We start from the raw sequence: 23,660 nt of genomic DNA on the forward strand, positions 1-23,660 counted from the left end.
AGAGGCGCGTGCGGCCACTGAGGTCAGTATGCAACAGATTTGGGAGGAGGCTTACAGGGATCGAGCAGGGCTGGTCGTGCGAGCCACTGCACCGACCTGAAAGGAAGAGACCACTACTGACTTTGACTCGCTTGACTCTGACTCGCTTCTTTGAGACGAGCTACCTGATCGGCCTGAGGCCCCTTGGTGCCCTGGATGATGTCGAACTCTACCTCGTCCCCCTCTTTGAGGCTCTTGTAGCCCTCACGTTGGATGGAGCTGTAGTGGACGAAGACGTCGGCCCCGCCGTCGCGACCCAGGAAGCCGTAGCCTTTTGCGTTGTTAAACCACTTCACCGTGCCCTTGTATTGTGCCACTGGAGCGACTCCCTTTCTTTGGTTCTGTACTATGGTGCGCCGCGAACTGAAAGCGTTTCAACGGTAGCGCCATCTGGAAGATGTGACGCAAAGAGGGGAGGAGGAGTTTTCCGGAGGGGTAATTGTCGTTGGGGTTTTTTGAGAGAGGCAGGCGTGTCTGGTTACGAACTTGCACCCAAGTAATGTGGATAGGAGTGGAGGGTGAGTTCGTGTGTGAGGCTTTGATGGGATATGAAAGAGTGTAAAAACCTCTAAATAAATATGCGTCATGTCTGGTGGAGGCTTGACAGAACGCTTGCTTGCGGGAGGTGTTTTTTAGAGGCGGCCAGCGCGACGAGCTGAGTCGTAAAGCATGAGACCGATGAGGGTTTTGCCGTCGTGGATCTTATTGGCGGCGATGAGGGCGAGGGCTTCGGAGAGGGGGAGGCGGAAGACCTCGATGTTTTCGTCGGGCTCGGGGGCGGAGGCGCCCTGGCGGAGGTCGCGGGCGAGGTAGATCTGCATCCACTCGCCGAGGAAGCCGGGGCTGGCGAAGTATTTGGTGAGGAGGGTCCAGCGTTTGGCGCGGTAGCCGGTCTCTTCGATCATCTCGCGCTTGGCGGCGGCGAGGGTGGCTTCGTTGGCGTCGACGCGGCCGGCGGGGAGCTCGATGAGGAACTGCCCGGCGGCGTGGCGGAACTGACGGATAAGAATGATCTCGGGGTCGGAGGGGTTCTTTGACTCGTCGACGGCGAGGATGACGACGGAGCCGTTGTGGCGGATGACGTCGCGGGTGTGGACGAAGCCGCTGGGCTCTTCGACCTTGTCGGTGAAGACGGAGAAGACTTTGCCTTTGTAGGTGAGTTTGGAGGAGATGAGTTTGGGCTTGGCGAACCTGGATGTGGGCTTGATGCCGGACGCGGGTTTGATGGTGGTTGCTGCTGTTGGTTTTGCGGCTTGGGTCTGGGGGGCGCTCGGCTTGGTTATCTGCTTTCTTTTTGCGGCCATGAGGCTAAAGTATCATCCTGCATCTAGACTTGGGTGACGGGCATCCAACCGAATGCGCGGAAAAAATGTTGTGGGCTGCGTGTTGCCCTAGGGAACGAGGCTGAGGACAGGTCTGCATGAGCGTTGAGTGTTTTCCGATCACGGTGTTGCCGCATGTGTCGCAGATCTATCGCGACTATCTTGCGATGGCGGAGAGCGCCGGGGACTCTGCGATTCGGCGGTGGTATGGTGCAGAGCCGTTTACGGGGAGATGGATCGGAAGGGGCGAGCCGGTGAAGGATGCCGGAGCGTTGGCGGATCTGTTGGAGAAGCAGGCGGTTGAGTTTGGTGCGGGGGACGCCGCGAAGGCGAATATTGCGAAGTTGCGCGCAGGGGCGCGGGCGGTGGTGACGGGGCAGCAGGTGGTGCTGTTCGGTGGGCCGCTGTTGACGATTTTGAAGGCGGCTACGGCGGTGGCGCGGGCGAAGGAGGCTACGAAGGCAACGGGCGTCGAGCATGTGCCGGTGTTCTGGATGGCGACGGAGGACCATGATCTGGAAGAGGTAGATCAGGTTTCCCTGCTGACGAAGAGTTCGGTGGAGACGCTGCGCGCTGGGTTGAAGGTGGCGAGGGCGGTGCCGGTGGGTGGGGTGGTTCCGGGGCCTGAGCTGGAGGCGGTGCTGGAGCGGGCGAGTGAGCTGCTGGAGTTCGCTCCGGTGAGCGAGTGGCTGCGAGAGTGTTATGGGCCTGAGGGCGGGAGGCGGCCTTCGTTGGCGCTGGCCTTCGGGCGATTGATGGCGAAGATCTTTGCGGAGCAGGGGCTGGTGGTGATGGATGCGGCGTCGCGGGAGTTTCATGCGCTGGGGGCGAGCACGCTGCGCTATGCGATCGAACATGCGGCGGAGTTGCAGGATGCTTTGATTGCTCGGGGTGAGGAGCTGGTGGCGCGTGGGTATCATGCGCAGGTGCTGGTGGCCGAGGGCGGGTCGATGTTGTTTCTGCTGGATGAGGCGACGGGAGAGCGGGTGGCTCTGCGGCGCAGTGCGTCGGTTGATGGGGATGCTCAGTGGAAGGCTGGGGGGCGGAGTTATTCGACGGCGGAGTTGATTGCGATTCTGGAGACGACGCCGGAGAGGTTGAGCCCGAATGCGCTGCTGCGGCCGGTGTTTCAGGATACGTTGCTGCCGACGGCGGCCTATGTGGGTGGGCCGGCGGAGATCGCTTACTTTGCGCAGAGTGCGGTTTTGTATGAAGCGATCTTCGGAATGGGTCGGATCACGCCGGTGCTCCCGCGGTTGAGCGCGACGCTGCTGGAGCCGGCGATTGCGACCGTGATGGATAAGGATGAGGTCCAGTTGCCGGATGCGATGACGACGGCGGAGGCGCTGGCGCAGAGGCTGGGTGCGCGGGCGATGCCGATTGAGGGGAAGCGCAAGATTGCGGCTGTTGGGAATGCGGTGGAGACAGAGTTGAATGCGCTGACGGAGTACCTTGCGGGGATGGATGAGTCGCTGGGGCGGTCGGCGGAGGTTTCGGGTTCGAAGATGCGGTACCAGATGAACAGGCTGCGGAGGATGGCGGCTACGTTTGAGCTGCAGAAGGAGGCGAGTCTGCGGAAGCATGCGGAGGCAATTGTGCTGAATGTGTTTCCGGGGGGGCATCCGCAGGAGAGGGTGGTGGCGGGAGTTTGGTTTATGGCGCGGTATGGGGATGGGTTGGTGGAGAAGTTGGTGGGGGTGGCGGGGAATCAGTGTCCGGGGCATGTGGTGGTGCGGCTTTGATGGATTTTTTTGAAGCCTTGTCGGTGAACTGCAGGAAAGCATACCCCAGGGGCTAAAGCCCGGTATCTTTGGTGGGCTGAGAGACCCAAGGCTGAAGCCGTGGGGTACCCAGATGCGAAGACGTCAGCTTGACAGACACTGTCGGTAGACCGGTTCTGTCGATCGAGCGAGAGACAGAATGCTAACGGGTTTTTGTTGGCGGTTTTAGAATGGGTGGGTGAGGTGTTGCGATGGGATTGAGTGATCAGCCGTTTGAGGTGATGTGTCCGGATTGTGGGGCGATGTTGAAGGTGGATCCGGTGACGCGATCGGTGATTGCGCATACGTCTGCTCCGAAAAAGAAGATGTTCGAGGACTTTGGCGAGGCGGCGAAGGCGTTGCGCGAGGCGGATGCGCGGAGGGATTCGATCTTTCAGCAGAGCGTGGATGCGCAGAAGAACAAGGATGATGTGATGGCGAAGAAGTTTGCCGAGGCGGTGAAGAAGGCGAAGGAGACTCCGCTGACGGATCGGCCGTTGAGGGATTTTGATCTGGATTAATTTTAGAAGACTACGAAGGAGAAGTTTCAACGATTGCTTCGCGAGATCACGCCGTCGTCGACTCTGATCCTTAGAACCTCGTTCCATTGATTGCGATAGATCAACTGTTGGCCATCAGATGAGAATGAAAGGATTGCGCCGGCAAACCATTCGGGAGTGGCGTCAGTAAAGATAAACAAACCTCTTCCATCAGGATCAACCTGTTTTGGAGTCCAAAGATCGGTGATCTGATAGCTACGGATGAGTTGCCCCTTGTGGTCATTTCTCTGATAAATCTCAAGCACTGGTTGTCCAGGGATAGGCGCAGTGACAGCTATGAGAATGAGCGATTTTCCATCATCGCTGATCATCGGCCAGAAAATCCGCTTTCCTTCGAGCCCTTCAAGGGTGACCTCCCAACTCCATGCTGAATCTGACCAGAACTTTACAGGAGAGGTTAGGCGGTCTTTGCTATTGATGAAACTCTCCGTTTCCATGATTTTGTAGGTGGTCCGTCGAATTCTTCGAAGTTTATCGTTTGGGTTCTCGTATTCCCATTCAGCCACAACGAGAAACCGTCCATTTACCGAGGAAGAGGCGTGGACATTAGGCGGCAAGGCGCTGGCGAAGATCTTGTGCGATTTGCTTGAGACGGAGATCGCGGCAAGCAAGAAAAGGATGGACGTCCAGCGGTAAAAGCTCATCGTAGTTCACCTCGAGGCAACGGTGGCAGTAATGCAATTTACACTAGAGAAATGCCACCAATCTTAAATGCGCAGGGTTTGACTAAGGCCTTTGGCGCTACGCCTTTGTTTCGTGAGATCAGTTTTACTGTTTCGGATGGAGATCGCATTGGGCTGATTGGGCCTAATGGCGCGGGGAAGTCTACGCTGTTGAAGGTGCTGGCGGGGGATGAAGACGCCGATGCCGGTGACGTTGCGGTGCGGAAGCGGGCTCGGGTGGGATACGTGGCGCAGGAGTCGGTGTTTGCGCCAGGGGTGACGGTGCGTGAGGTGCTGGAGGCTGCGCTGGTGCGGGCGAAGGTGTCCGAAGGAGAACATGAAGGACGGCTGCGGGAGACTTCGGGGCGGACGGGGTTTCCGAGTCTTGATGCGGAGGCGGCGCGGCTGAGCGGTGGGTGGCGGAAGCGGCTGGCGATTGCGGAGGCGGTGGTGACGCATCCGGATGTGCTGCTGCTGGATGAGCCGACGAACCATCTGGATTTAGCCGGGATTGCGTGGCTGGAGGAGCTGCTGAATGAGGGTAGTTTTGCTTGTGTGCTTATCAGCCATGATCGTTATTTTCTTGAGAATGTTGCGACAGAGATAGTCGAACTGAATCGCGTGTATGCCGAGGGGCTACTGCGGGTGAAGGGGAGTTACTCGAAGTTTATTGAGGGCAAGCAGGCGTATATGGAGGCGCAGAGCAAGCTGCAGGATGCGCTGAAGAATCGCGTGAAGATTGAGGTGGACTGGCTGCGGCGCGGACCGAAGGCGAGGAGTACGAAGGCCAAGGCGCGGATCGATAATGCGCAGGATCTGATTGGGCAGTTGAAGGAAGTGAATTCGCGAGTGCAGACTTCTAGCGCGGGGATTGATTTTTCGGCGACGGATCGGCAGACGAAGAGGCTGGTGGAGTTGGAGGATGTCTCGGTTGTGCTGGGGGATCGGAAGATTGTGGAGGGGTTGAATTTTCTGGTGACCTCCGGGATGCGCGTGGGTCTGGTGGGGCCGAATGGGAGCGGAAAGACTACGCTGCTGCGGTTGCTGACTGGTGAGCTGGAGCCTTCGCAGGGGACGATCAAGAAGGCGGCTTCGCTGAAGATTGTCTACTTCAGCCAGATGCGTGAGCTGGAGGAGGGCGTGACGCTGCGACGGGCGCTGGCTCCGGATTCGGACTCGGTTGTTTATCAGGGACGCGTGGTGCATGTGGCGAGTTATGCTACGAAGTTTTTGTTTACGAGTGAGCAGCTGAACCAGCCGGTAGAGAGGCTGAGTGGCGGCGAGCGGGCTCGTGTATTGATCGCGAAGTTGATGTTGGAGCCTGCGGATTTGCTGCTGCTGGATGAGCCGACGAACGATCTGGATATTGCGACGCTGGAGATTCTGGAGGAGAGTTTGCTCGAGTACACGGGCGCGTTGGTATTAGTGACCCATGATCGTTACATGTTGGATCGGGTATCGACGATTGTGCTGGGGCTGGATGGGCGGGGTGGTTCGGAGATGTTTGCGGACTACTCGCAGTGGGAGCAGTGGCGGGGTGTGAAGGTGGAGGAGGCGATCGCTCCGGGGGCTGCGGGGGTTGCGGTTTTGCCGGCGGCTGCAACGAGCGCTTCGAATGGGGCTTCGAATTCGGGTGGGAAGAAGAAGCTTTCTTATCTGGAGGCTCGTGAGTACGCGGGGATTGAGGCAGCGGTGGAGGCGGCGGAGGATCGGCTGCAGAAGGCTCGGGAGATGATTGAAGATCCGGCGGTGGCAGTAGATGCGGGGCGGTTGACGGCCGCGCTGGCGGAGATGGAGGCGGCGCAGGAGGAAGCAGATGGGTTGTATGCGCGGTGGGCAGAGTTGACGGAGAAGGTTGGGTAGGTCTTCCTTGTTGCGGGTATGTTGGTTGGTGGAGGAGAGCGGTCGGGCTTCGCCCGATGCCCATACATCAAGTTCGATGTATGGGGCACCCGGCTTCGTCGACGGTGGGGCTTTAGTGGATAGGCGTTAGTGTTGCGCGAGGACTCGGCGGTTGGATTCTGATTGCACTTTGTCCAGGTCGTGGTGGAGGAGTTGATTGTGCTCGACCATGAGCTCGCCACCGACGTAGACGCTGTCGATGTCGCGTTCGGCTGCGATGAGGACGAGGTTGGCGTAGGGGTCTTCGAGGGAGACGCCGAGACGCTTCGGGTTGATGAGGAGGAGGTCGGCGAACTTGCCGGGTTCGAGGGAGCCTAGTTTGTCTTTGACGTTGAGGACGTCGGCTGAGCCCATGGTGTGGAGCCAGAGGACCTGGTAGGGGCTCATGATGGTGGCGTCTTCGTACTTGTCGTGGATGGCGTAGAGGCCGGTGCGCATGTTTTCGAAGGGGTCGGCGAGGTCGGCGCTGGCTTCGCCATCGACGCCCATGCCGACGCGGATGCCCATCTTGAGGTACTTCGGTATATCGGCGACACCTGAGGCGAGGCGGCCGTTCGAGAGCGGGTTCCACGACATGGAGGCTCCGGCCTGAGAGGTCTGCTGGAGGATGAAGTCGTCGGTGTGAATGAAGTGGCCGAAGATGAGCTGGTTGGTGAGCAGGCCGCTGTCCATGAGCCAGCGGAATTTGGAACGCTGTTCGCCTTGGTCGTCGGGCGCTTCAATGTAGTGGGTTTGGTTGCCGAGGTGGAACTCCTTCATCATGGCGGCTTCCATGACGGACTGCTGGTAGGTGTTGTTGAAGGCGGTCATGCCGCTGATCATGACGCTGAGGAAGCGGGGGTCGGGTGGTTGATTGGCGGTCCAGTCGAGGAAGGTCTTGAGGCGTGTGCGGGCCTGGTCGATGGTGATGGCGGGAGACATGCGGTCGGGGCCGTAGCTGTGCACGAAGCGGATGCCGGACTCGGCTGCCCCGCGGAACTGGGCTTCTTCGAACTGATTGTTCAACTCGGCGGTTTTGGCTCGGCCACCGTAGGTGAAGTTGTAGGCGGTGGTGATGCCGTGCTCGAGGTGGTCGAGCGAGCCGAGGAGAGCGAACCAGTACATATCTTCCGGGGAGGCTTTGGAGGCGTGGACTCCGTAGAGATCGTCGATCCAGCCGGGCAGGGTCTTGTCGGCGGCGAGACCTCGGTAGGCTGCCTGCCAGAGGTGGCTGTGCGCGGAGATGAAGCCGGGGATCATGAGGTCGCCGTGGGCGTCGATGATCTTGTCGGCGTGGAGAGTTGCGGGCGGTTCTCCGGCGGCGACGGCCAGGATGGTGCCGTCTGGTGCGATGGAGAGATAGCCGTTGATGGGTTCGCGCTGGTTGGCGGCCATGGTCATGATGCGGGCGTTGCGGATGATGAGTTTGGGATTCGCGGCGAATGCGGGGGAGATGAGGATTGTGACGAGGACGAGTGTCCGGCGAAGGAGGACTGGAAGATGAGGGGGCATGGTTGTGTTTAGCGTGGATGGATTGTCAAGTCAATTGGAAAGTGCTGCGTGGCGGGGGGTGGGTTGTTTGCGAGTGTGCGGTATGCTGCTGGAACTATGAAAAAACTTCTTTGTGGGCTTGTCGGTGGGCTTGTCGGTGGGCTTGGATGCGGGTTGGTTGCTGGTTTTGCGGCGTCGGCGATTTGCTTGGCGCAGGATGCGGCGCCAGCTAAGCATGTGGTGGTGCTGCATGCGGCTCGGATGCTGGATGTGGCTGCGGGGAAGTTGGTGGCTCCGGGTGAGGTGCTGGTGGAAGGAGAGAGGATTGTTGCGGTGGGTCCGCAGGTGGAGCGGCCTGCTGGCGCGGAGATGATTGATTTGGGGGACGCGACGTTGATGCCGGGGTTGATTGATGCGCATGTGCATCTGTTTCTGCATCCGGGGGCGGAAGATCTGCAGACGGTGCAGGAGAGTGTGCCGGAGCGGACTTTGATCGCGGCGGGCGCGGCGAAGGCGGATCTGATGGCGGGGTTTACCGCTGAGCGCGATATGGGCACCGAAGGCGCGGGCTGTGCGGACGTTGCGGTGCGGAATGCGATCAACTCCGGGTTGATTCCGGGGCCGCGGATGCGGATGAGCTGCAATGCGATTGATTTGACGGGTGGGCATGAGGATGCGATCGGGTATAACCCGGCGCAGAGGGTGCTCTCGAATGCGGACTATGCGGATTCGAGTGAGGAGATTGTGAAGGTGATGCGGGAGCAGCGGAAGGGTGGGGCGGACTTTACGAAGGTGTATGAGACGGGCAGGGATTTGTTTCATGATGGCGGGTTTGAGACACCGTATCAGTACACGGAGGCGGAGCTTGCAGCGGCGGTGAAAGAGGCCGAGCGGACGGGCGGTGGTGCGGGTTCTGGGCGTGGGGTTGCAGTGCATGCCACGGGGGAGCCGGGGACGGGGTTTGCGGTGGCGGCGGGCGTGGCTTCGGTGGATCATGCGTATCAGTTGAGCGATGCGACGATGAAGGCGATGAAGGAGAAGCAGATTTATGCAGTGCCGACGTTTGCGATTGCGGAGTACTTTGCGGAACATGCGGCTACTCCGGCGCGGGCGGAGTGGGATCGCACGGAGCAGACCTACCATGCGGCGGAGTTCAAGAAGCAGCTGGCGGCGGGAGTGCCGATGGTGGTGGGGAGCGATGTGGGGCCGTTTCCGCATGGGACTCAGGCGCGTGAGCTGGAGTTGATGGTGGAGTTTGGCATGAAGCCGGCTGCGGTGTTGCAGGCGGATCTGTTGAATGGTGCGAGGCTACTGGGTTGGGCGGGAAAGATTGGGGAGTTGAAGGCTGGATACTTTGCGGACGTGATCGCGGTGCCGGGAGATCCGCTGGTGGATATTTCGGCGACTACGAAGGTTTCGTTTGTGATGAAGAACGGGGTGGTTTACAAGCGGCCTTGAGGTGCAGCCTGAGGGCTTGCTCTCAGGCTGACCACTGCTCGTCGGCGGAGGGGCCGTAGAGTGCGGGGACGGGGATGTCGTTGAGGCGGAGATAGACGCCTAGCTGCGCGGTGTGGTGGATGAGGTGGTTGAAACACATCTGGCGGAAGGTGAGCGAGCGGGGTTTGTTCGAGATGATCTGGTCGCCGTAGCTGAACTTCCAGAGTTTGGCGAGGTCTTCGTCGGAGGATGCGGCGATGGCCTTGCGGCAGGCGGCGGCGCTCTCGTCCAGGTTTTGCAATGCATTTGCGGTGGTGGTGAACTCGAGCGGGACGTGGGGACGTTTTGGGGCGGCCATGTCCATGTCGTCGTCGAGGATGATGTAGGAGCCGAAGAGGGGCAGGGTGGCGCAGTGCATGGCGAGCTTGCCGAGGACCATGGACTTGTCGTGACACTTCCAGTCGTTCTTGCCTTCGGGGACGCGCTCGAGGGTGCGGCGGGTGTTGGAGATCTCGGTGTCGAAGTCCTGGAGGAGAATTTCAGCGATGGTCATGTTGGCTCCTTTTTGATGACGAGTGAAGGATACTCGAAAAGAGTGGAGTGGAAGATGAAAAGCAAAGGCGAAATGCGGGGGTCTCTCCACTGCGCAACTCACGATAAGACTGTGAGCTGCTTCGGTCGAGATGACGGTGGTGTTATTTGGGAGGAAGCTAGAGGCCGGTGATGTTGAAGCCGCAGTCTACGAAGGTGATTTCGCCGGTGATGCCGCTGGCGAGGGGGCTCGAGAGGAAGAGGGCAGTGTTGCCGACTTCTAAGGCGTCGACGTTGCGATGGAGTGGGGCGCGCTGTTCGACTGCGGTGAGGATGCTGGTGAAGTCGCTGATGCCGCGGGCGGCGAGGGTCTTGATGGGGCCGGCGGAGATGGCGTTGACACGGATTTTTTTTGCTCCGAGATCGGAGGCGAGGTAGCGGACGGCGGCTTCGAGTCCGGCCTTGGCGACACCCATGATGTTGTAGTTGGGGAAGACTTTTTCTGCGCCGTAGTAGGTGAGGGTGAGGATGGAGCTGCCTTCGGCCATGAGAGGCTCGGCGGCGCGGGCGAGGGCGATGAGGGAGTAGACGCTGATGTCGTGCGCGATGCGGAAGTCTTCGCGGGTGGTGTTGAGGACGTTGTTCTTGATGTTCGGGGCAAAACCGATGGAGTGGACGAGGATGTCGATCTTGCCGTAGGCGGATTTGAGCTGGTTGATGACACCGTCGATGTCGGCGTCGATGGAGACGTCGCAGCGGAAGGTCTTGGTTCCGGGCAGATCGGCGGCGAGCTCTTCGGCTTCGCGCTGGAGGCGCTCGTTCTGGTAGCAGATGGCGAGGGTGGCGCCGGCTTCAAAGAGCTTCTGGGCTACGCCCCAGGCGATGCTGCGTTTGTTGGCGAGGCCGAAGACGACGGCTACTTTGCCTTTGAGGTCAATCATGATGCTCGGTGATCCTTTCGAGACGGCTTGGGCGGTGGATGCGCGGCCCAACAGAAAGGATAGCAGGATGAGAGCTGCGCGAGAGGACAGCTGATTCTTCTATAGTGGAGGCGCTGGTTGAGGAGGATATTTTGATGTCGGAGTTTTCGCGCAGGCGGTTTTTGCAGACGGGGAGCGGGTTGGCTATGGCGGCGGCGTTGCCGGGTGTGTCGCCCGGTGCGGTGGTGCTTGGGCAGGAGCAGGCGCAGCCGGTGGCGAATGGGGACCGGGTACGGTTTGCAAGCATTGGGGTGGGGATTCAGGGGTCCCAGCTGCTCAGGAACGCGGTGAGTCTGCCGCAGGCGCAGTGCGTTGCCGCGTGCGATCTGTATGACGGGCGACATACGCTTGCGAAGGAGATTGCTGGACCGAACATCAAGACGACGCGACGGTATCAGGAGATTCTGGAGGACAAGAATATCGAGGCGGTGATTGTTGCGGTGCCGGATCACTGGCATAAGCAGATCACGGTGGATGCGATTCGTGCCGGGAAGGACGTGCACTGCGAGAAGCCGATGTCGCACACCATCGCTGAGGGCGAGGAGATGGTGGAGGTGGTGAAGGGGAGCAAGAACTTTGTGCAAGTGGGTTCGCAGAGGGTGAGTTCGAAGGTGTTTGCGAAGGCGAAGGAGTTGTATGACTCGGGCGCGATTGGCGAGGTGCACCAGGTGGAGTTGCAACTGGGGAGGAACTCGCCGGGTGGGGCGTGGGTGTATCCGCCGCCGCTGGATCTGTCGCCGGAGACGCTGGACTGGGCGACGTGGGAGGGGACTGCGCCTAAGAAGGCGTTCGATCCGATTGCGTTTGCGCGGTGGCGTGCGTTCCATGAGTACGGGACGGGGATGGCGGGAGACCTGATGGTGCATCTGCTGAGCGGTATGCAATTTGTAACTGGAATTAATGCAATTCCTGATCGGGCTTATTCGATTGGGGGGATATATCGCTGGAAGGATGGGCGGAATATGCCGGACCTAATGGTGACGGAGTTTGAGTATGGCGATGTTGCGGTTACGGTGCGGCTGACGCTGGGGACGGAGACGCCGGAGGTGACGCGGGTGATGGGGCCGAAGGGCGTGATCGAGATTTCGAACAGCAATACGGTTACGTTGATTCCTCAGCTGGGGGTGGATCGGTCGCCGGCGTATGGGATCAATGGGTTTCCGGCGGCGATGCATGCGCAGTATGAGAAGCAGTGGCATGCGGAGCACGATGCGTTTCTGGCGGAGCATCCGCTGGATGACACGATGATGTGGAAGGGGCCGTCGTGGGATGATCTGCGGCCGCACCTGGCGACGTTCTTCGATGCGGTGCGGTCGCGGAAGCCGGTGGCGGAGGATGTGGTGTTTGGACACCATGCGGCGGCGGCCTGCCATATGGCGAATGCTTCTTATTTTGAGAAGAAGGTGATTCTGAAGAAGGCTTAGGCAGTGAGCCGGATAGCAGTCGGCGTGGACGAGAGCTATTGCTGCAGGAGGTTGCTGCGACTTGGGGGGAGGATGACGCGCTCGGAACCGGCTTCGGCATCTGTCCCGTGAAGGAGGATGCGGCAGCAGTTCCGGCCGGCATTTTTGGCGTTGTAGAGGGCCTTGTCGGCGCGGGCGAGGAATGGGCCCGCGAGTTCGCCTGGAGCGGCCTGGGTGAGGCCGATGCTGATGGTGAGCGAAAGTTCTGCGCCGGGGCTGGAGAGCTCGCGTACCGACTGTTTGATCCGGGAGGAGACGATGAGGGCGTCGGCAGAGGAGGTGTTGGGAAAGATGAGGAGAAATTCGTCGCCGCCGAAGCGGCCGAGGGAGTCATAGGCGCGCATACGGCTGGAGATGGCGGAGACGACGTCGCGGAGGGCGGTGTCGCCGGCTGCGTGTCCGGCGTAGTCGTTGATGGTTTTGAAGTGGTCGATGTCGATGAGGGCTATGGACAGGTTGTGGCCGCCGCGCTCGGCGCGCTTGAGTTCGGTGTCGAGTCTTTGCTCAATGCCACGGCGGTTGAGGACGCCGGAGAGCAGGTCCCGTTCCGACTCATCTTTGACCAGGGTGAGGAGGTCGCCGCAGAGCATGAGCAGGAAGGAGAGGCCAATGAGGAAGGCAAAGGAGACGCTGAACAGGACGGAGACGGTTTGCAGAAAATTTCGCTGTGCCGGGTTTGGCGGGGCGGCGTAGATCAGCAGGAAGATGACGCGATTCAAGGCGAAGATGGCATAGGCTGCCATGAGAAAGGCGAAGATCTTCAGGAAGATCCTGTCGGTTGAGTGCCGGAGTATTTCGAGTGCGATAACTCCGCGCACCAGAAAAAAACTGACGGCAATGATGTAGGAGAGGGTCCTGGTGTGGTCGTGCGATAGGACCAGATAGAAGATCAGGGCAGACGTGATATAGGTGAGGGCCCAGGCGTAGCGAATCGTGCGAGGACTCTTAAAGAAGTGGAGGACGCCAGTGTAGAACAGGACGAATGCAGAGAGCAGGAGGCAATGGGCGAGACCAATCGAGAAGAAAGCCGGTATGGAGCCGGACAGCAGGAGAAGGATGTTGGAGATAGTTGCCGCAAAGAAGGCAAGGGCGACGGCGCCTGCGCCGCGCAGATAAGGATAGATGGACTTCATGCAGAAAAAGACGATCGCATATACCAGCGTCAAAACGATCTGACAGCCGAGAAGAGTGCCGACATCTATCGATGCGATAAAGGACATTCCTTGCAGCCTTGTGTGGGGATTGTAAGCGCAGAGATGTCAGAAGCAAAAGAACCTTAGGTGATTCAGGAAGTAATTTACCGCAACTCGAATCAGGAGGCGGTGAGCCAGTCGTACTGGGCGTCGGTGAGTGGGACGACGGAGAGGCGAAACTGGCGGAACATGATGGAGTCTTTGAAGACGGCGGCAGTGCGGATGGCGTCGAGGGATTTTTCTGTTTTGAGGCGCTTGACGGGCTGGATGCGGACCTGGGGATTTTTGGGGTCGGTGGCGTCGACGGAGACGACCTTCGCTGTGCCTACGGCTGCTTTGCCGACGACGGAGTGGTAGATGACGAGCTTGTCGCCCTTCTTCATGCCGCGCAGGTTGAGGAGGGCCTGGTTGTTGGAGATGCCGTCCCAGGTGGTCTCGCCGTCGCGCTCGAGGTCTTCGAAGGAGTATTTGGTGGGTTCGGTTTTGAGCAGGTAGGGCATAGGGACAGGGTATAGGGAGTAGGGGGTAGGGTGTAGAAAAATCGGTTGCCGGTGGCTTCAGTTTTTGTCGCGGTGGTTTAGCCGCCCAGGTCGACTAGGTTGACTTCGGTGACGGGTTGGCCGAGGAAGTTGGAGCCGAGGCGCTGGAATTTTTCTATGGAGTCGGTGGCGTAGAAGGTGCAGGCGGGTTTGACGGTGGGGGTGAGGTTGGGGAAATGGTGGGCGACGAGCGTGGCGGTGGCTCGGGCGGTGGCGTCGGCGGAGTCGATGATGGTGAGGGGGTGGCCTATGGCGTCGAGGATGCGGTGGATGGCGGGCTCGATGAGGGGGTAGTGGGTGCAGCCGAGGAGGAGGGTCTGCGTCGCGGGTGCGGCGGCGAGGGCTTCGGTGAGGTAGATCTTTAGGACTTCGTCGGTGACGGGGTGGTTGGTCCAGCCCTCTTCGACGAGGGGGACGAGGAGTGGGCAGGCTTTTTCGCTGGCTTCGAGGCCGAGGGCGCTGAGGGCGTGGGTGTAGGCGTGGGATTGGACTGTGGCTTGAGTGGCGAGGACGAGGACGTGGTTGGGTTGAGTGAGTTGAGTCGTTGACGGTGAAGAAGCGGGTTTCTCCACTCCCCCTTCGACGCGCTTCGCTTGCTCAGGGTACGGTCGAAATGACGAATCTTTTGATTGGGTCGAGGAGGCATCACGCTGCGGTCGAAATAACGAGTCTTGATGCGACGATGCATGGGTTGCGAGGGCTGCCTGGGCTCCGGGTTCTACTACGCCGATGACGGGGATGGGCAGGGCTTGCTGGATGTCGGGGAGGGCGAGGGCGGTGGCGGTGTTGCAGGCGATGACGAGGAGGTCGGCGCCTTGCTCGTGGAGGAACTTTGCGCTGGAGACGGCGTAGCGGGCTACGGTTTCGCGGGACTTGGAGCCGTAGGGGAGGCGTGCCGTGTCGCCTAGGAAGATGTAATGGGCGTGCGGGATGAGCGGGAGGAGGGCGCGGAGGACGGTGAGGCCGCCGAAGCCTGAGTCGAAGACGCCGATGGTGAGGGATTTTGCGGTGTTTGGATTGGCTGCGGTGCTGTCGGTCATGGCTGTTTTGTTATTGCTGAAGTTCTTTTCGTTTTTGTTGAAGGTTGTTTCTGTTGCTCAGGCTGCTTGTTTGGTGAAGGCTCTTGTTATTGTTTTGGCGGAAAGGTTCGGAAGGTTGTGAATGATTGGTGGTCTTCGGGATCCTTCGCTGCGCTCAGGATGACGGTAAGAACAAAAGCAAGGGCGGAGGTTGAGCTATTTATGTTTAAAGGCTCTTTCTTTTATAGCTGAGGAGTTTCGGTGGGTGGGGCTGGGTGGGAGGTGGTGTCGACCGCGGGGTAGGTGCGGAGGAGGTCGGCGTGGCCGGCGAGGGTGTCGTGGGGCTGGCCGTCGACCAGGAAGCGGACTCCGGTGATCTGGGGGAGCGCAGAGTGGAGGGTGCCGACGATCGATTGCACGGTGAGGGCTTCGACCTGGATGCCCGAGGGGTGATTGTCTACGAAGGAGCTGTGGAGGTTGACGATGGCTAACTGGTTGGGTTGCGATGGGTCGGATGAAGGCTTGTTCGGTTTGTTCGGCTTGTTGTTCTGGTTGGTCTCGCGGGGAGCCAGGAGGAAGACGTCGTCGACGGCGGGGCCGCTTTGGAGGGGGTGTTTGGAGGTGGGGAGGGAGTAGGTTGCGAGGAGGTGCTCGAGGAGCGTGCGGGCGCGGAGGGTGGGGGCCTGGGGCAGGGCGAAGGATTCGGTGGTGGGGGTGATGGAGGCGTCGTCGTCGCTGGCGAGGTAGAGCGTGATGTCTTCGGTGGTGGTGGCGGTGGGGGCGGCGATGGGGGTGGCGTTGTTGAGGGCGGCGAGGCGCTTGTGGGCCTGCTCGCAGCCGCGGAGGAGAAAGGCCGACATGAGGAGGATGCCGCCGAAGAGGCTCCAGAAGAGGATGCGCTGGTAGCGGGGGATCATCGGGCGGCTCCGAGCTGGTTCCGGCGCCAGCTGGTGAGGCCGGTGATGATGGCTTCGGCGATCTGCTGCTGGTAGTTGGCGTCGGTGACCGGGGTGACTTCGCCGTCGGCGGGGGTGAGAGGCGCGATCTCTATGGCGACGGCGGGGCAGGTGAGGTTGTCGAGTGGGCGGAGGGAGGCGCGGCTGAGGAGGACGGGCAGGCGGGAGTGAAGGAGGGCGAGGCCGAGGGCGTTGGCGAGGGCGAGGCTCTGGGGGATGGAGGCGGATTGGGCGGTGTCCCAGGGGATGACGTGGCGGGTGTCGGTGTCGTCGTGGGGCGGGGGGACGTCGGAGGTGATGATGTGGACGCCGTTGCCGCTGGCGGTGGCGTGGAGGACGATGCAGGCGGTGGGGTGGGAGTGGTTGGCGATCTCGGCGCGCTGGTCGGTGGGGAAGGGGACGGTGGGGTCGGTGTCGCGGGTGGCGATGACGGAGAAGCCAGCGGTGGAGAGGACGGTGCGGAGGCGGGTGGCGAAGGCGAGGGTGAGGGATTTTTCGGGGAGGCTGTCGGAGAGCCGCGCGCCGGGGTCGGGGCCGCCGTGGGCGGGGTCGAGGAAGATGGTGGTGCGGGGGATGGGCTGCTGGGCGTAGGCGGCCAGGCTCGTGATGAGAACGAGGGATAGGCACGCGGCGAATTGCTTTAGGGGGAGGGTCAAAGGGTTTGAGTGTTGCGGGTTTGATTGTAAATGGATGGGTTTGGCGGATGGCGCTAACAGTGCCAATCCTGATTCAAACTGCGGCAGGAGCAGTCTCAGAGAACCAGCGCATTCCAGATGGAAGGGAGGAGGCGGCGAAATCGATGTGAACGACTCGCCGATGCCCGGGTATTCGAGAAGGAGATGAAGCATGAAGCAAAAGAGGCCGCATTAGCAACGCTCCGCCAAGTTTCGCGCTGCAAACAGCTTCGTGCGAGATATCTCGAATGGATTGGATTTGGTCCTCGGGAATTCGACCGCGTTTATGCGAACCGGGAATGACGCGCAACGCTCCGTTTTCTTCGCCACAATCGTCGAGATGAAGCCGGACAGAGAGCATGCACTCCAGAATTGAGGCTGGCGGTTGAACATGAAGTACTTCGGCCTTTACGGACCACGGTCCAAAACCTTCGGTTTCGACCTTGTCTTGAACTGCAATCGTCACATCCTGATGCCACGGTACTTTCCAGTTTGCATCTGGGATTTTGTCGAAGAGGATACCTCTGACTGGAAAGAACTCCGATCCCAGAATAGGTTCGACCAACTCGCGGACAGCGGGTGAATGAGCGACGTTCCGGATTTCAGAGGATGCGTCTAAAAGGTTTCGGATGGCAAAGACTCCTCCGCGCTTTCTTACAGGTCCGTCTTGCCCGATTCTTTCGAGCGAAAGCAGCAGCTTCTCCACCTCACCCGGGGAGAGGACGGCCTCTCGAATGGCAAATCCGTTCGCATCGACTTCAGCTTTGAGATCAGTCTGGTTCATGTCTGCTTCGCTGGTTAGTCGAGGGCGTAGATGGCGAGGCCGCTTAGGAGTTTGGGGTAGAAGTCGGTGGATTTCTGGGGCATGACGTCGCCGGAGAGGGAGATGTCGCGGAGCTGGTCGAGGGTGATGGGTTTGATGAGGAAGGCGATGTCGGCGTCGCCGCTGGCGACGAGCGCGGTGGCTTCGTCGGCCTCGCGGATGTAGCGGACGTTGCCGAGACGGGTGATGGTGTCCTGATCGAGGCCGAGGAGCTTGTCGAGGATGATGCTGTGGAGTTGGACGACGTCGAGCTGGGCCTGACGGGGGGAGATGCCTTTGAGGGCGGCTGCGATGACGTCGGGCTTGGGGGTGAGGAGGTAGTTGCCGTCGCCGGTGGCGGCGAGGAAGGCGGTGCCGGGGGTGGCGTTGAGCGCGGCTAGGTCGGGTGTGGGGAGCTCTTTGACGTTGAAGAAGGCGCTGGCTTTGGTGACGAAGTCGGGTGAGCTGAAGCTGGTCAGGCCGTGGACGACGCGGTGGGTGGGCAGGATGGTGATGCCGGGGGCGTCCATGTTGACGAAGGTCATCATCATGGCGGCTTCGGGGAAGGCGGGGACGGGTAGGGTGGAGCGGGTGTCGCCGTCGGCGATGACGGAGGGGGAGCTGTCTTCGTCGCCGGGGATGGCCTGCTTGAAGGGGAGTTTGAGCTGGGCGGAGCGCTCCTTGGCGTAGGCGACGGAGGTCTCGTAGCGGTGGTGGCCGTCGGCGATGATGAGCTTCTTGTCGGCCATGGCGGTGAGGAGGAGATTGATGGTGTTGGGGTCGGTGATCTTCCAGACGCGATGGACGACGTTGTACTCGTCGGTGATGGCGAGGTCGGCTGGGGCGGTGTCGGGGCCGATCATGCCGCTGAAGTCTTTGCCGGGGCCGCTGGCGCCGAAGATGAGCTTTTCGGCGGTGAAGGCGGGGTCGGAGTAGAGCATGTAGATCTGCTCGCAGTAGGCGCGGGTGGCCTTGAAGAGGGCGAGGCGGTCGGACTTGTGCTTGGGGAAGGTCTGTTCGTGGCGGTAGACGACCTTGTCGGCGTAGTCGTAGAGGTGGCCGAGGGCGATGAAGCCGCGGCGTTCGCGGGTTTCGGGGGTGCCGGGGACTTCGCAGGGCACTGTGTAAGTTTGGGAGTAGCCGTAGACGGCTGGCTCGGACTCTTCGGCGAGGACGCGGTCGCGACGCCACTCGCGGAGGGTTTCGGCGGCGCGGGTGTAGACGTTGCGGGCCTGTTCGCCGTGGGGGAGGAAGTCCTGCGCTTCGGTGTCGCCGGGCTCGTGTTTGCCGAGGATGACGCGGATTAGGTTGTAGGGGCTGGCTTCGTAGTAGTGCTGCTGCATGGCCGGGGTGATCTTGTCGTAGGGCTGGGTGACAACGTCTTCCATGTTGACGCGGGCGGGGTCGTAACGGAGGGCGCGGAAGGGGTAAAGACGGGCCATGCTTTGAGGGTTCTCCAGAGTTGGAATATGAGGTGATTGTACGGGTTGGACGTGAAGAGAGGGTAAGAAGGGGCGGGATAAATCCGGATGCGTACGTAGAACGTTGACGAGACAGTACCGGCGCGCAGGCTGTGATGAATTGATGACAAAAGGGGTTGACACGGGGTCTATTATCTTCAGAACGCAGCATCTGATGGACTTGGCGGGCTGTGGGTTGGGTGATTGGTAAAAGGCTCCACAGATGGTGCGACAACTGAGTGGTCGCGAGGATTGCATAGGTGCCGAGATGGAGATCAACAGACGGGACGGGGTAGTTGCGGGGGACGACGGGGGAAGAGATTGGATGGCGGGTCGCCTGAGAGGGCGTCGGGCCGGGTGGGGGCTTGTGGTGTTGCTGGGCCTGAGTCTGTGGGGTGCAACGAGGAGTGGAGTTTGCTACGCGCAGGAGCAGGAGAATCCGCTGGATGTGGTTCATACGCCTGCGCCGCCTGCTGCGCCGAAGACTCCTGAGGAGAAGAAGCCGGTGATTGAAGGTGCGGCGAATGCGGCTGCGCTGGGAACCTCGAGGCGGGATGCGCGGATTCGGGTGGATGTAAACCTGGTTCTGATTCCGGCGACGGTGACCGATCCGATGAATCGTCTGGTGACGGGGTTGGAGCGGGAGAACTTCGAGGTCTTCGACAATAATGTGGGACAGGTGATCAAGAGCTTCTCGACGCAGGATGCGCCGGTGACGATTGGGATCATCTTCGATTTGAGCGGGAGCATGTCGTCTAAGTTTGTACGGGCGCGGAAGGCGTTGAGTGAGTTTTTGAGGACGTCCAATCCGCAGGACGAGTTTTTCGTGGTGGGGTTCAACGATCGTCCTGCGGTGATTGTGGACTACACGTCGGATGTGGATGACGTGGAGGCGCGGATGGTGATGTTGAAGCCGGAGAATCGGACGGCGCTGATCGATGCGATCTATCTTGGTGTGGATAAGCTGAAGCAGGCGAAGTTTGAACGGAAGGCGTTGCTGATTATCTCGGATGGCGGAGATAATCGAAGCCGTTATACGGAGGGCGAGTTGCGGCGTGTGGTGCGGGAGAGCGATGTGCAGATCTACTCGATCGGGATCTTCGATCAGTATGCGCCGACGACCGAGGAGCAGCTGGGGCCGATCCTGCTGACGGATATCTGCGATATGACTGGAGGAAGGATGTTCCGGGTGTCGGAGATGGGGGATCTGGGAGATATTGCTTCGCGGATCAGCGCGGAGCTGAGAAATGAATATGTGATCGGGTACAGGCCGTCGGAGGTGAAGCAGGATGGGAACTGGCGTAAATTGAAGATACGACTCGTTCCGCCGCCAGGGCTTCCGAACCTGACGGTACATAATCGCCAGGGGTACTATGCACCTTCGCAGTAGACGTTTTCAGCCGGGGATGGCCGCCGCAGGATGGTTGTTGCTGATGGCCGGTGGGGCGTCGGCGGGATGGGCTCAGCGGCCCGCATCTCCGCAGACAACTTCGCAGCCACCCGCGAAACAACAACCCGCTTCGCAACAGCCTTCTCTGACGGTGGATCGCGATCCTGTGGCTTCGCCTGATCCTGATCTGCCGGCGCAGAGTCAGACTGGCGCGCCCCAGGGAGTGGCGGCCGGAACGATTGCGCGCGAGAACGGCAAGTACACGCTGCGGCAGGATGCTTACGAGGTGCGGCTGAATGCGACGGTGCTGGATGGAAGCGGTCGGTCGGTTCAGACGCTGGATAGAGATGCGTTTCATATCTATGAAGATGGAGTTCCGCAGACGATCAACTCGTTTCGTCATGAGGACCTGCCGGTGTCGCTGGGACTGCTGATCGACAGCTCGGGGTCGATGTATGACAAGCGTCAGGCGGTGGATAAGGCGTCGCTTGATTTTGTGAAGCTGTCGAATCCCGAGGATGAAGAGTTCCTGGTGGACTTCTCGTGGGAGGCGTTCATCGATCAGGACTTTACGAACAATATCGACAAGCTGCAGCAGGGGCTGGGATATATCAAGTCGAGCGGTGGCACGGCGATCTACGATGCGCTGGTGGCTTCGGCGGATTATCTGGCGAAGAACGCGAAGCATCCGAAGCAGGTGCTGCTGGTGATTACAGATGGCGAAGACAATGCTTCGAGCGCGACGCTGGAGCAGACGATTCGCAGGATTCAGGATCTCGATGGGCCGGTGATCTATTGTGTGGGGCTGCTGTTTGGCGAGGATACGGATAAACGCGAGTCGCGACATGCGCGCAGGGTGTTGGAGACGCTGGCGGAGCAGACGGGTGGGGCGGCGTATTTTCCGAAGTCGGTGAATCAGGTGGACGAGATCGCTGCGGAGGTGGCGAAGGATATTCGCACGCAGTACACGATCTCGTATCACTCGACGAAGTCGCCGACGCTGGGCGGGTATCGCGAGGTGCATGTGGAGGCTAAGTCCAAGAGCTTTGGCCGGCTGTCGGTGCGGACGCGGACGGGGTATTATCCGAGGGTGGTGGCGGACGCGAGCAAAGGTGGGAGCGCCGGCTTTAGTGATCCCGGAAAGAAGAACTGAGGCGTAGGATCGCTGATGGAGTTGCGGGCGATTGCCACAGGACGCCTCCGTCTGTCAGATTGAAGTCTGTCAGATTGATCTGACGATCGATTTTTGCTTGTGAAGGATTGGGTTGATGAAGGTTGTTGAGAGCATCTTGGAGTTAGTGGGGCAGACGCCTATGGTTCGTCTGCGCCGGCTTGAACAGGGAAGTGGCAGTGACGGCTGCGGAGAGATCTGGGCGAAGCTCGAGTACTTGAATCCTGGTGGAAGCATCAAGGATAGAGCGGCGCTTGGGATTGTGCTGGACGCTGAGCGGCGGGGCGTGTTGCAGCCTGGTGGCACGATTGTGGAGGCGACGGCTGGGAATACCGGCGTTGGGCTTGCGCTGATCGGAGTCAATCGCGGATACAAGGTGATGCTGTACGTGCCGGAGCAGTTTGCCGAGGAGAAGTGCAAGCTGATGCGCGGGCTTGGTGCGACGGTGGAGCGAACGCCTGAGGCCGAGGGGATGGCGGGGGCGATTCGACGGGCGTTGCAGTTCGAGAAAGAGACGCCGGGGGCGTTTGCTGCGCTGCAGTTTGAGAATCCGGCGAACCCTGACTTTCATGAGGAGACGACGGCGGTGGAGATTTGGGAGCAGATGGAAGGGCGGGTGGATGCGTGGGTCTCGGGGGTGGGATCGGCGGGGACGTTTACTGGAGTGGCTCGATTCTTCAAGAAGAAGCGTGCGGCGATTTTGACGGTAGCGGTGGAGCCGCAGGGGAGTGTGCTGGAGGGCGGCGAGCCGGGACCGCATAAGGTGGAGGGGATTGGGGTTTCGTTTATTCCTGCGACGTTTGACCGCTCTGTGTGCGATCGCGTGATGATGGTGATGGACGAGCCGGCGTTGAAGATGGTGAGACGACTGGCTGCGGAAGAGGGTGTGTTTGCAGGGTCGAGCGCAGGGGCGATGCTGTGCGCGGCGGTGGATGTGGCGCGGGAGCTTGGAGCGGGGAAGAGAGTGGTTACGGTGATTCCTGATTCGGCGGAGCGCTATTTGTCGAAGGCGCTGCTGGACTAATTTTTAGATTTGAATAAATTGTGATAATTGAGGTTACAAATGACAGAAGCGAAGAAGAGAGCTGGGTTTGCAACGCGAGCGATTCACGATGGGCAGGCTCCGGACGAGTTGACGGGCGCGGTGAATGTGCCGATTTATCTGACCTCGACGTATCAGCAGGAGGAGATCGGGAAGAACAAGGGGCATGAGTACGCGCGGCTGACGAATCCGACACGGGATGCATTGGAGGAGAGCCTGTGCTCGCTCGAAGGCGGGACGAGTGCTCATGTGTTCGGCAGCGGGATGGCGGCGATTACGGCGCTGTGCACGATGATGAAGTCGGGCGACCACGTGGTCTGCTCGGATAATGTGTACGGTGGGACGGGGCGGCTGTTCGACAAGGTACTGACGAACTATGGGCTGACGTTTACCTATGTCGACACGAGCGTGGCTGAGAATGTTGCGGCTGCGATTACTCCGGCAACGAAACTGGTGCATATCGAGACGCCGACGAATCCGATGATGTCTCTGACGGATATTGGCGCGGTAGCGAGGATCTGCCATGCGAAGGGTGTGGAGTTGAGCGTGGACAACACGTTTCTGTCGCCCTATCTGCAGCAGCCGATCGCATTGGGCGCCGATATCGTGATGCACTCGACGACGAAGTTTTTGAATGGCCACTCGGATGGACTGGGTGGCGTGTTGATCTGCACCAAGCCGGAGCATGCGGATACGTTTCGGTTTGTGCAGAAGTGTACGGGTGGAATCCTGTCGCCGTTTGAGAGCTATCTGCTGCTGCGCGGAGTGAAGACGCTGGCTGTGCGGATGAAGCAGCATGATGCAAATGGCCGCGTGGTTGCTGAGTTTTTGAAGGGTCATGCAAAGGTGCAGCAGGTGTTTTATCCCGGGCTGGTGGAACATCCGCAGCATGAACTGGCGAAGCGGCAACAGCATGGTTTCGGGTCGATGATCTCGATGGAACTGGGGTCGCTGGAGAAGGCCAACAGGTTTGCCAAGGGGCTGAGGCTTGGTCTGCTGGCAGAGTCCCTCGGAGGAGTTGAGACGCTGATCTGTCATCCGGCGACTATGACGCATGCTGCGGTGGGGGCCGAGGGGCGTGCGCGCCTGGGGATCACGGATGGATTGATGCGTGTGTCGGTGGGGATCGAGGATGTGGAGGATATTGTCGCGGATTTGGGACAGGCGCTGGATAAGATCTGACGATTGTGTCCTGCCGGGCGGGCCTCCTGCGCGGAGGGCGGTCACTTCGTGACGCGTATACCGGTCTGGGCAGGCTGAGCGACATAGGCCTCCCGTTGGTCGGAAT

22 protein-coding genes are annotated in these 23,660 nt (G+C 60.2%); 9 read left to right on the forward strand and 13 right to left on the reverse strand.

Features of this window, described 5'->3' with window-relative positions:
* Nucleotides 1–113: 113 nt before the first annotated feature.
* On the reverse strand, nucleotides 114–356 hold the full coding sequence (locus HDF09_RS12320; protein WP_183766665.1) for a cold shock domain-containing protein: 243 nt from the start codon (nucleotides 354–356) through the stop codon (nucleotides 114–116).
* Between the two features lie 315 nt (nucleotides 357–671).
* The gene (locus tag HDF09_RS12325; protein ID WP_183766667.1) at nucleotides 672–1,343 is read right to left on the reverse strand and encodes an NUDIX hydrolase; all 672 of its coding nucleotides are present in this window, start codon (nucleotides 1,341–1,343) and stop codon (nucleotides 672–674) included.
* A gap of 116 nt (nucleotides 1,344–1,459) precedes the next feature.
* Here HDF09_RS12325 and bshC point away from each other — a divergent pair, with 116 nt between their 5' ends.
* Both bshC and HDF09_RS12335 read left to right on the forward strand, forming a co-directional pair.
* Nucleotides 1,460–3,103 (forward strand): bacillithiol biosynthesis cysteine-adding enzyme BshC, encoded by a 1,644-nt coding sequence (bshC, locus tag HDF09_RS12330; RefSeq protein ID WP_183766669.1) that lies wholly within the window; start codon nucleotides 1,460–1,462, stop codon nucleotides 3,101–3,103.
* 230 nt (nucleotides 3,104–3,333) lie between these two features.
* Nucleotides 3,334–3,642, forward strand: a complete 309-nt coding sequence (locus HDF09_RS12335; RefSeq protein WP_183766671.1) for a hypothetical protein — start codon at nucleotides 3,334–3,336, stop codon at nucleotides 3,640–3,642.
* Between the two features lie 26 nt (nucleotides 3,643–3,668).
* Here HDF09_RS12335 and HDF09_RS12340 read toward each other — a convergent pair whose 3' ends face one another.
* Complete coding sequence (locus HDF09_RS12340; RefSeq protein WP_183766673.1) at nucleotides 3,669–4,325, reverse strand: hypothetical protein; 657 nt, start codon at nucleotides 4,323–4,325, stop codon at nucleotides 3,669–3,671.
* 51 nt (nucleotides 4,326–4,376) lie between these two features.
* Here HDF09_RS12340 and HDF09_RS12345 point away from each other — a divergent pair, with 51 nt between their 5' ends.
* Nucleotides 4,377–6,206 carry an ABC-F family ATP-binding cassette domain-containing protein gene (locus tag HDF09_RS12345; RefSeq protein ID WP_183766675.1) on the forward strand — a complete coding sequence of 610 codons (1,830 nt, stop codon included), beginning with the start codon at nucleotides 4,377–4,379 and terminating at the stop codon, nucleotides 6,204–6,206.
* Between the two features lie 126 nt (nucleotides 6,207–6,332).
* Here the strand turns inward: HDF09_RS12345 and HDF09_RS12350 are convergent, their stop codons facing one another.
* Nucleotides 6,333–7,736 (reverse strand): amidohydrolase family protein, encoded by a 1,404-nt coding sequence (locus HDF09_RS12350; protein ID WP_183766677.1) that lies wholly within the window; start codon nucleotides 7,734–7,736, stop codon nucleotides 6,333–6,335.
* A 96-nt stretch (nucleotides 7,737–7,832) separates the two neighbouring features.
* Between HDF09_RS12350 and HDF09_RS12355 the strand changes: the two genes are divergently transcribed.
* The gene (locus HDF09_RS12355; protein WP_183766679.1) at nucleotides 7,833–9,173 is read left to right on the forward strand and encodes a metal-dependent hydrolase family protein; all 1,341 of its coding nucleotides are present in this window, start codon (nucleotides 7,833–7,835) and stop codon (nucleotides 9,171–9,173) included.
* A 22-nt stretch (nucleotides 9,174–9,195) separates the two neighbouring features.
* Here HDF09_RS12355 and HDF09_RS12360 read toward each other — a convergent pair whose 3' ends face one another.
* On the reverse strand, nucleotides 9,196–9,705 hold the full coding sequence (locus HDF09_RS12360; RefSeq protein WP_183766681.1) for a DinB family protein: 510 nt from the start codon (nucleotides 9,703–9,705) through the stop codon (nucleotides 9,196–9,198).
* A 157-nt stretch (nucleotides 9,706–9,862) separates the two neighbouring features.
* On the reverse strand, nucleotides 9,863–10,624 hold the full coding sequence (locus HDF09_RS12365) for an enoyl-ACP reductase FabI (protein WP_183766683.1): 762 nt from the start codon (nucleotides 10,622–10,624) through the stop codon (nucleotides 9,863–9,865).
* 134 nt (nucleotides 10,625–10,758) lie between these two features.
* Between HDF09_RS12365 and HDF09_RS12370 the strand changes: the two genes are divergently transcribed.
* Entirely contained in the window at nucleotides 10,759–12,087 is a 1,329-nt protein-coding gene (locus tag HDF09_RS12370) for a Gfo/Idh/MocA family oxidoreductase (protein WP_221270124.1), read from the forward strand.
* Between the two features lie 35 nt (nucleotides 12,088–12,122).
* Here the strand turns inward: HDF09_RS12370 and HDF09_RS12375 are convergent, their stop codons facing one another.
* The 7 genes from HDF09_RS12375 to HDF09_RS12405 form a co-directional block, all read right to left on the reverse strand.
* Entirely contained in the window at nucleotides 12,123–13,346 is a 1,224-nt protein-coding gene (locus tag HDF09_RS12375; RefSeq protein WP_183766687.1) for a GGDEF domain-containing protein, read from the reverse strand.
* Between the two features lie 92 nt (nucleotides 13,347–13,438).
* A complete protein-coding gene (locus HDF09_RS12380) occupies nucleotides 13,439–13,819 on the reverse strand; it encodes an EVE domain-containing protein (protein ID WP_183766689.1) in 381 nt (126 codons plus the stop codon).
* Between the two features lie 77 nt (nucleotides 13,820–13,896).
* Nucleotides 13,897–14,898: a glutamate racemase gene (locus HDF09_RS12385; protein ID WP_260181258.1), complete on the reverse strand. Its 1,002-nt coding sequence runs from the start codon at nucleotides 14,896–14,898 to the stop codon at nucleotides 13,897–13,899.
* A gap of 221 nt (nucleotides 14,899–15,119) precedes the next feature.
* Nucleotides 15,120–15,794 carry a GerMN domain-containing protein gene (locus HDF09_RS12390; protein WP_183766692.1) on the reverse strand — a complete coding sequence of 225 codons (675 nt, stop codon included), beginning with the start codon at nucleotides 15,792–15,794 and terminating at the stop codon, nucleotides 15,120–15,122.
* On the reverse strand, nucleotides 15,791–16,489 hold the full coding sequence (locus HDF09_RS12395) for an N-acetylmuramoyl-L-alanine amidase family protein (protein ID WP_183766694.1): 699 nt from the start codon (nucleotides 16,487–16,489) through the stop codon (nucleotides 15,791–15,793). The genes HDF09_RS12390 and HDF09_RS12395 overlap by 4 nt, the downstream gene beginning before the upstream one ends.
* A 73-nt stretch (nucleotides 16,490–16,562) precedes the next feature.
* Nucleotides 16,563–17,291: a phytanoyl-CoA dioxygenase family protein gene (locus HDF09_RS12400; protein ID WP_183766696.1), complete on the reverse strand. Its 729-nt coding sequence runs from the start codon at nucleotides 17,289–17,291 to the stop codon at nucleotides 16,563–16,565.
* 14 nt (nucleotides 17,292–17,305) lie between these two features.
* Nucleotides 17,306–18,751, reverse strand: a complete 1,446-nt coding sequence (locus HDF09_RS12405) for a DUF1015 domain-containing protein (RefSeq protein WP_183766698.1) — start codon at nucleotides 18,749–18,751, stop codon at nucleotides 17,306–17,308.
* Between the two features lie 343 nt (nucleotides 18,752–19,094).
* Between HDF09_RS12405 and HDF09_RS12410 the strand changes: the two genes are divergently transcribed.
* From HDF09_RS12410 to HDF09_RS12425, 4 genes are all read left to right on the forward strand, one after another.
* A complete protein-coding gene (locus HDF09_RS12410; protein ID WP_183766700.1) occupies nucleotides 19,095–20,159 on the forward strand; it encodes a VWA domain-containing protein in 1,065 nt (354 codons plus the stop codon).
* Nucleotides 20,143–21,312, forward strand: a complete 1,170-nt coding sequence (locus tag HDF09_RS12415; RefSeq protein ID WP_260181261.1) for a VWA domain-containing protein — start codon at nucleotides 20,143–20,145, stop codon at nucleotides 21,310–21,312. The genes HDF09_RS12410 and HDF09_RS12415 overlap by 17 nt, the downstream gene beginning before the upstream one ends.
* A 115-nt stretch (nucleotides 21,313–21,427) precedes the next feature.
* A complete protein-coding gene (gene cysK / locus HDF09_RS12420; RefSeq protein ID WP_183766702.1) occupies nucleotides 21,428–22,354 on the forward strand; it encodes a cysteine synthase A in 927 nt (308 codons plus the stop codon).
* 39 nt (nucleotides 22,355–22,393) lie between these two features.
* Nucleotides 22,394–23,554, forward strand: a complete 1,161-nt coding sequence (locus tag HDF09_RS12425) for a trans-sulfuration enzyme family protein (RefSeq protein WP_183766704.1) — start codon at nucleotides 22,394–22,396, stop codon at nucleotides 23,552–23,554.
* Nucleotides 23,555–23,660: the final 106 nt, after the last annotated feature.

Source organism: Edaphobacter lichenicola (assembly GCF_014201315.1).
Lineage (GTDB): Bacteria > Acidobacteriota > Terriglobia > Terriglobales > Acidobacteriaceae > Edaphobacter > Edaphobacter lichenicola_B.

Excerpts from the sequence above, each read along its gene's own strand:
- HDF09_RS12325 (WP_183766667.1), bottom strand. The coding sequence starts at position 1,343 with ATGGCCGCAAAAAGAAAGCAGATAACCAAGCCGAGCGCCCCCCAGACC.
- bshC (WP_183766669.1), top strand. The coding sequence starts at position 1,460 with ATGAGCGTTGAGTGTTTTCCGATCACGGTGTTGCCGCATGTGTCGCAG.
- HDF09_RS12335 (WP_183766671.1), top strand. The coding sequence starts at position 3,334 with ATGGGATTGAGTGATCAGCCGTTTGAGGTGATGTGTCCGGATTGTGGG.
- HDF09_RS12340 (WP_183766673.1), bottom strand. The coding sequence starts at position 4,325 with ATGAGCTTTTACCGCTGGACGTCCATCCTTTTCTTGCTTGCCGCGATC.
- HDF09_RS12345 (WP_183766675.1), top strand. The coding sequence starts at position 4,377 with ATGCCACCAATCTTAAATGCGCAGGGTTTGACTAAGGCCTTTGGCGCT.
- HDF09_RS12350 (WP_183766677.1), bottom strand. The coding sequence starts at position 7,736 with ATGCCCCCTCATCTTCCAGTCCTCCTTCGCCGGACACTCGTCCTCGTC.
- HDF09_RS12355 (WP_183766679.1), top strand. The coding sequence starts at position 7,833 with ATGAAAAAACTTCTTTGTGGGCTTGTCGGTGGGCTTGTCGGTGGGCTT.
- HDF09_RS12360 (WP_183766681.1), bottom strand. The coding sequence starts at position 9,705 with ATGACCATCGCTGAAATTCTCCTCCAGGACTTCGACACCGAGATCTCC.
- HDF09_RS12365 (WP_183766683.1), bottom strand. The coding sequence starts at position 10,624 with ATGATTGACCTCAAAGGCAAAGTAGCCGTCGTCTTCGGCCTCGCCAAC.
- HDF09_RS12370 (WP_221270124.1), top strand. The coding sequence starts at position 10,759 with ATGTCGGAGTTTTCGCGCAGGCGGTTTTTGCAGACGGGGAGCGGGTTG.
- HDF09_RS12375 (WP_183766687.1), bottom strand. The coding sequence starts at position 13,346 with ATGTCCTTTATCGCATCGATAGATGTCGGCACTCTTCTCGGCTGTCAG.
- HDF09_RS12380 (WP_183766689.1), bottom strand. The coding sequence starts at position 13,819 with ATGCCCTACCTGCTCAAAACCGAACCCACCAAATACTCCTTCGAAGAC.
- HDF09_RS12385 (WP_260181258.1), bottom strand. The coding sequence starts at position 14,898 with ATGACCGACAGCACCGCAGCCAATCCAAACACCGCAAAATCCCTCACC.
- HDF09_RS12390 (WP_183766692.1), bottom strand. The coding sequence starts at position 15,794 with ATGATCCCCCGCTACCAGCGCATCCTCTTCTGGAGCCTCTTCGGCGGC.
- HDF09_RS12400 (WP_183766696.1), bottom strand. The coding sequence starts at position 17,291 with ATGAACCAGACTGATCTCAAAGCTGAAGTCGATGCGAACGGATTTGCC.
- HDF09_RS12405 (WP_183766698.1), bottom strand. The coding sequence starts at position 18,751 with ATGGCCCGTCTTTACCCCTTCCGCGCCCTCCGTTACGACCCCGCCCGC.
- HDF09_RS12410 (WP_183766700.1), top strand. The coding sequence starts at position 19,095 with ATGGCGGGTCGCCTGAGAGGGCGTCGGGCCGGGTGGGGGCTTGTGGTG.
- HDF09_RS12415 (WP_260181261.1), top strand. The coding sequence starts at position 20,143 with ATGCACCTTCGCAGTAGACGTTTTCAGCCGGGGATGGCCGCCGCAGGA.
- cysK (WP_183766702.1), top strand. The coding sequence starts at position 21,428 with ATGAAGGTTGTTGAGAGCATCTTGGAGTTAGTGGGGCAGACGCCTATG.
- HDF09_RS12425 (WP_183766704.1), top strand. The coding sequence starts at position 22,394 with ATGACAGAAGCGAAGAAGAGAGCTGGGTTTGCAACGCGAGCGATTCAC.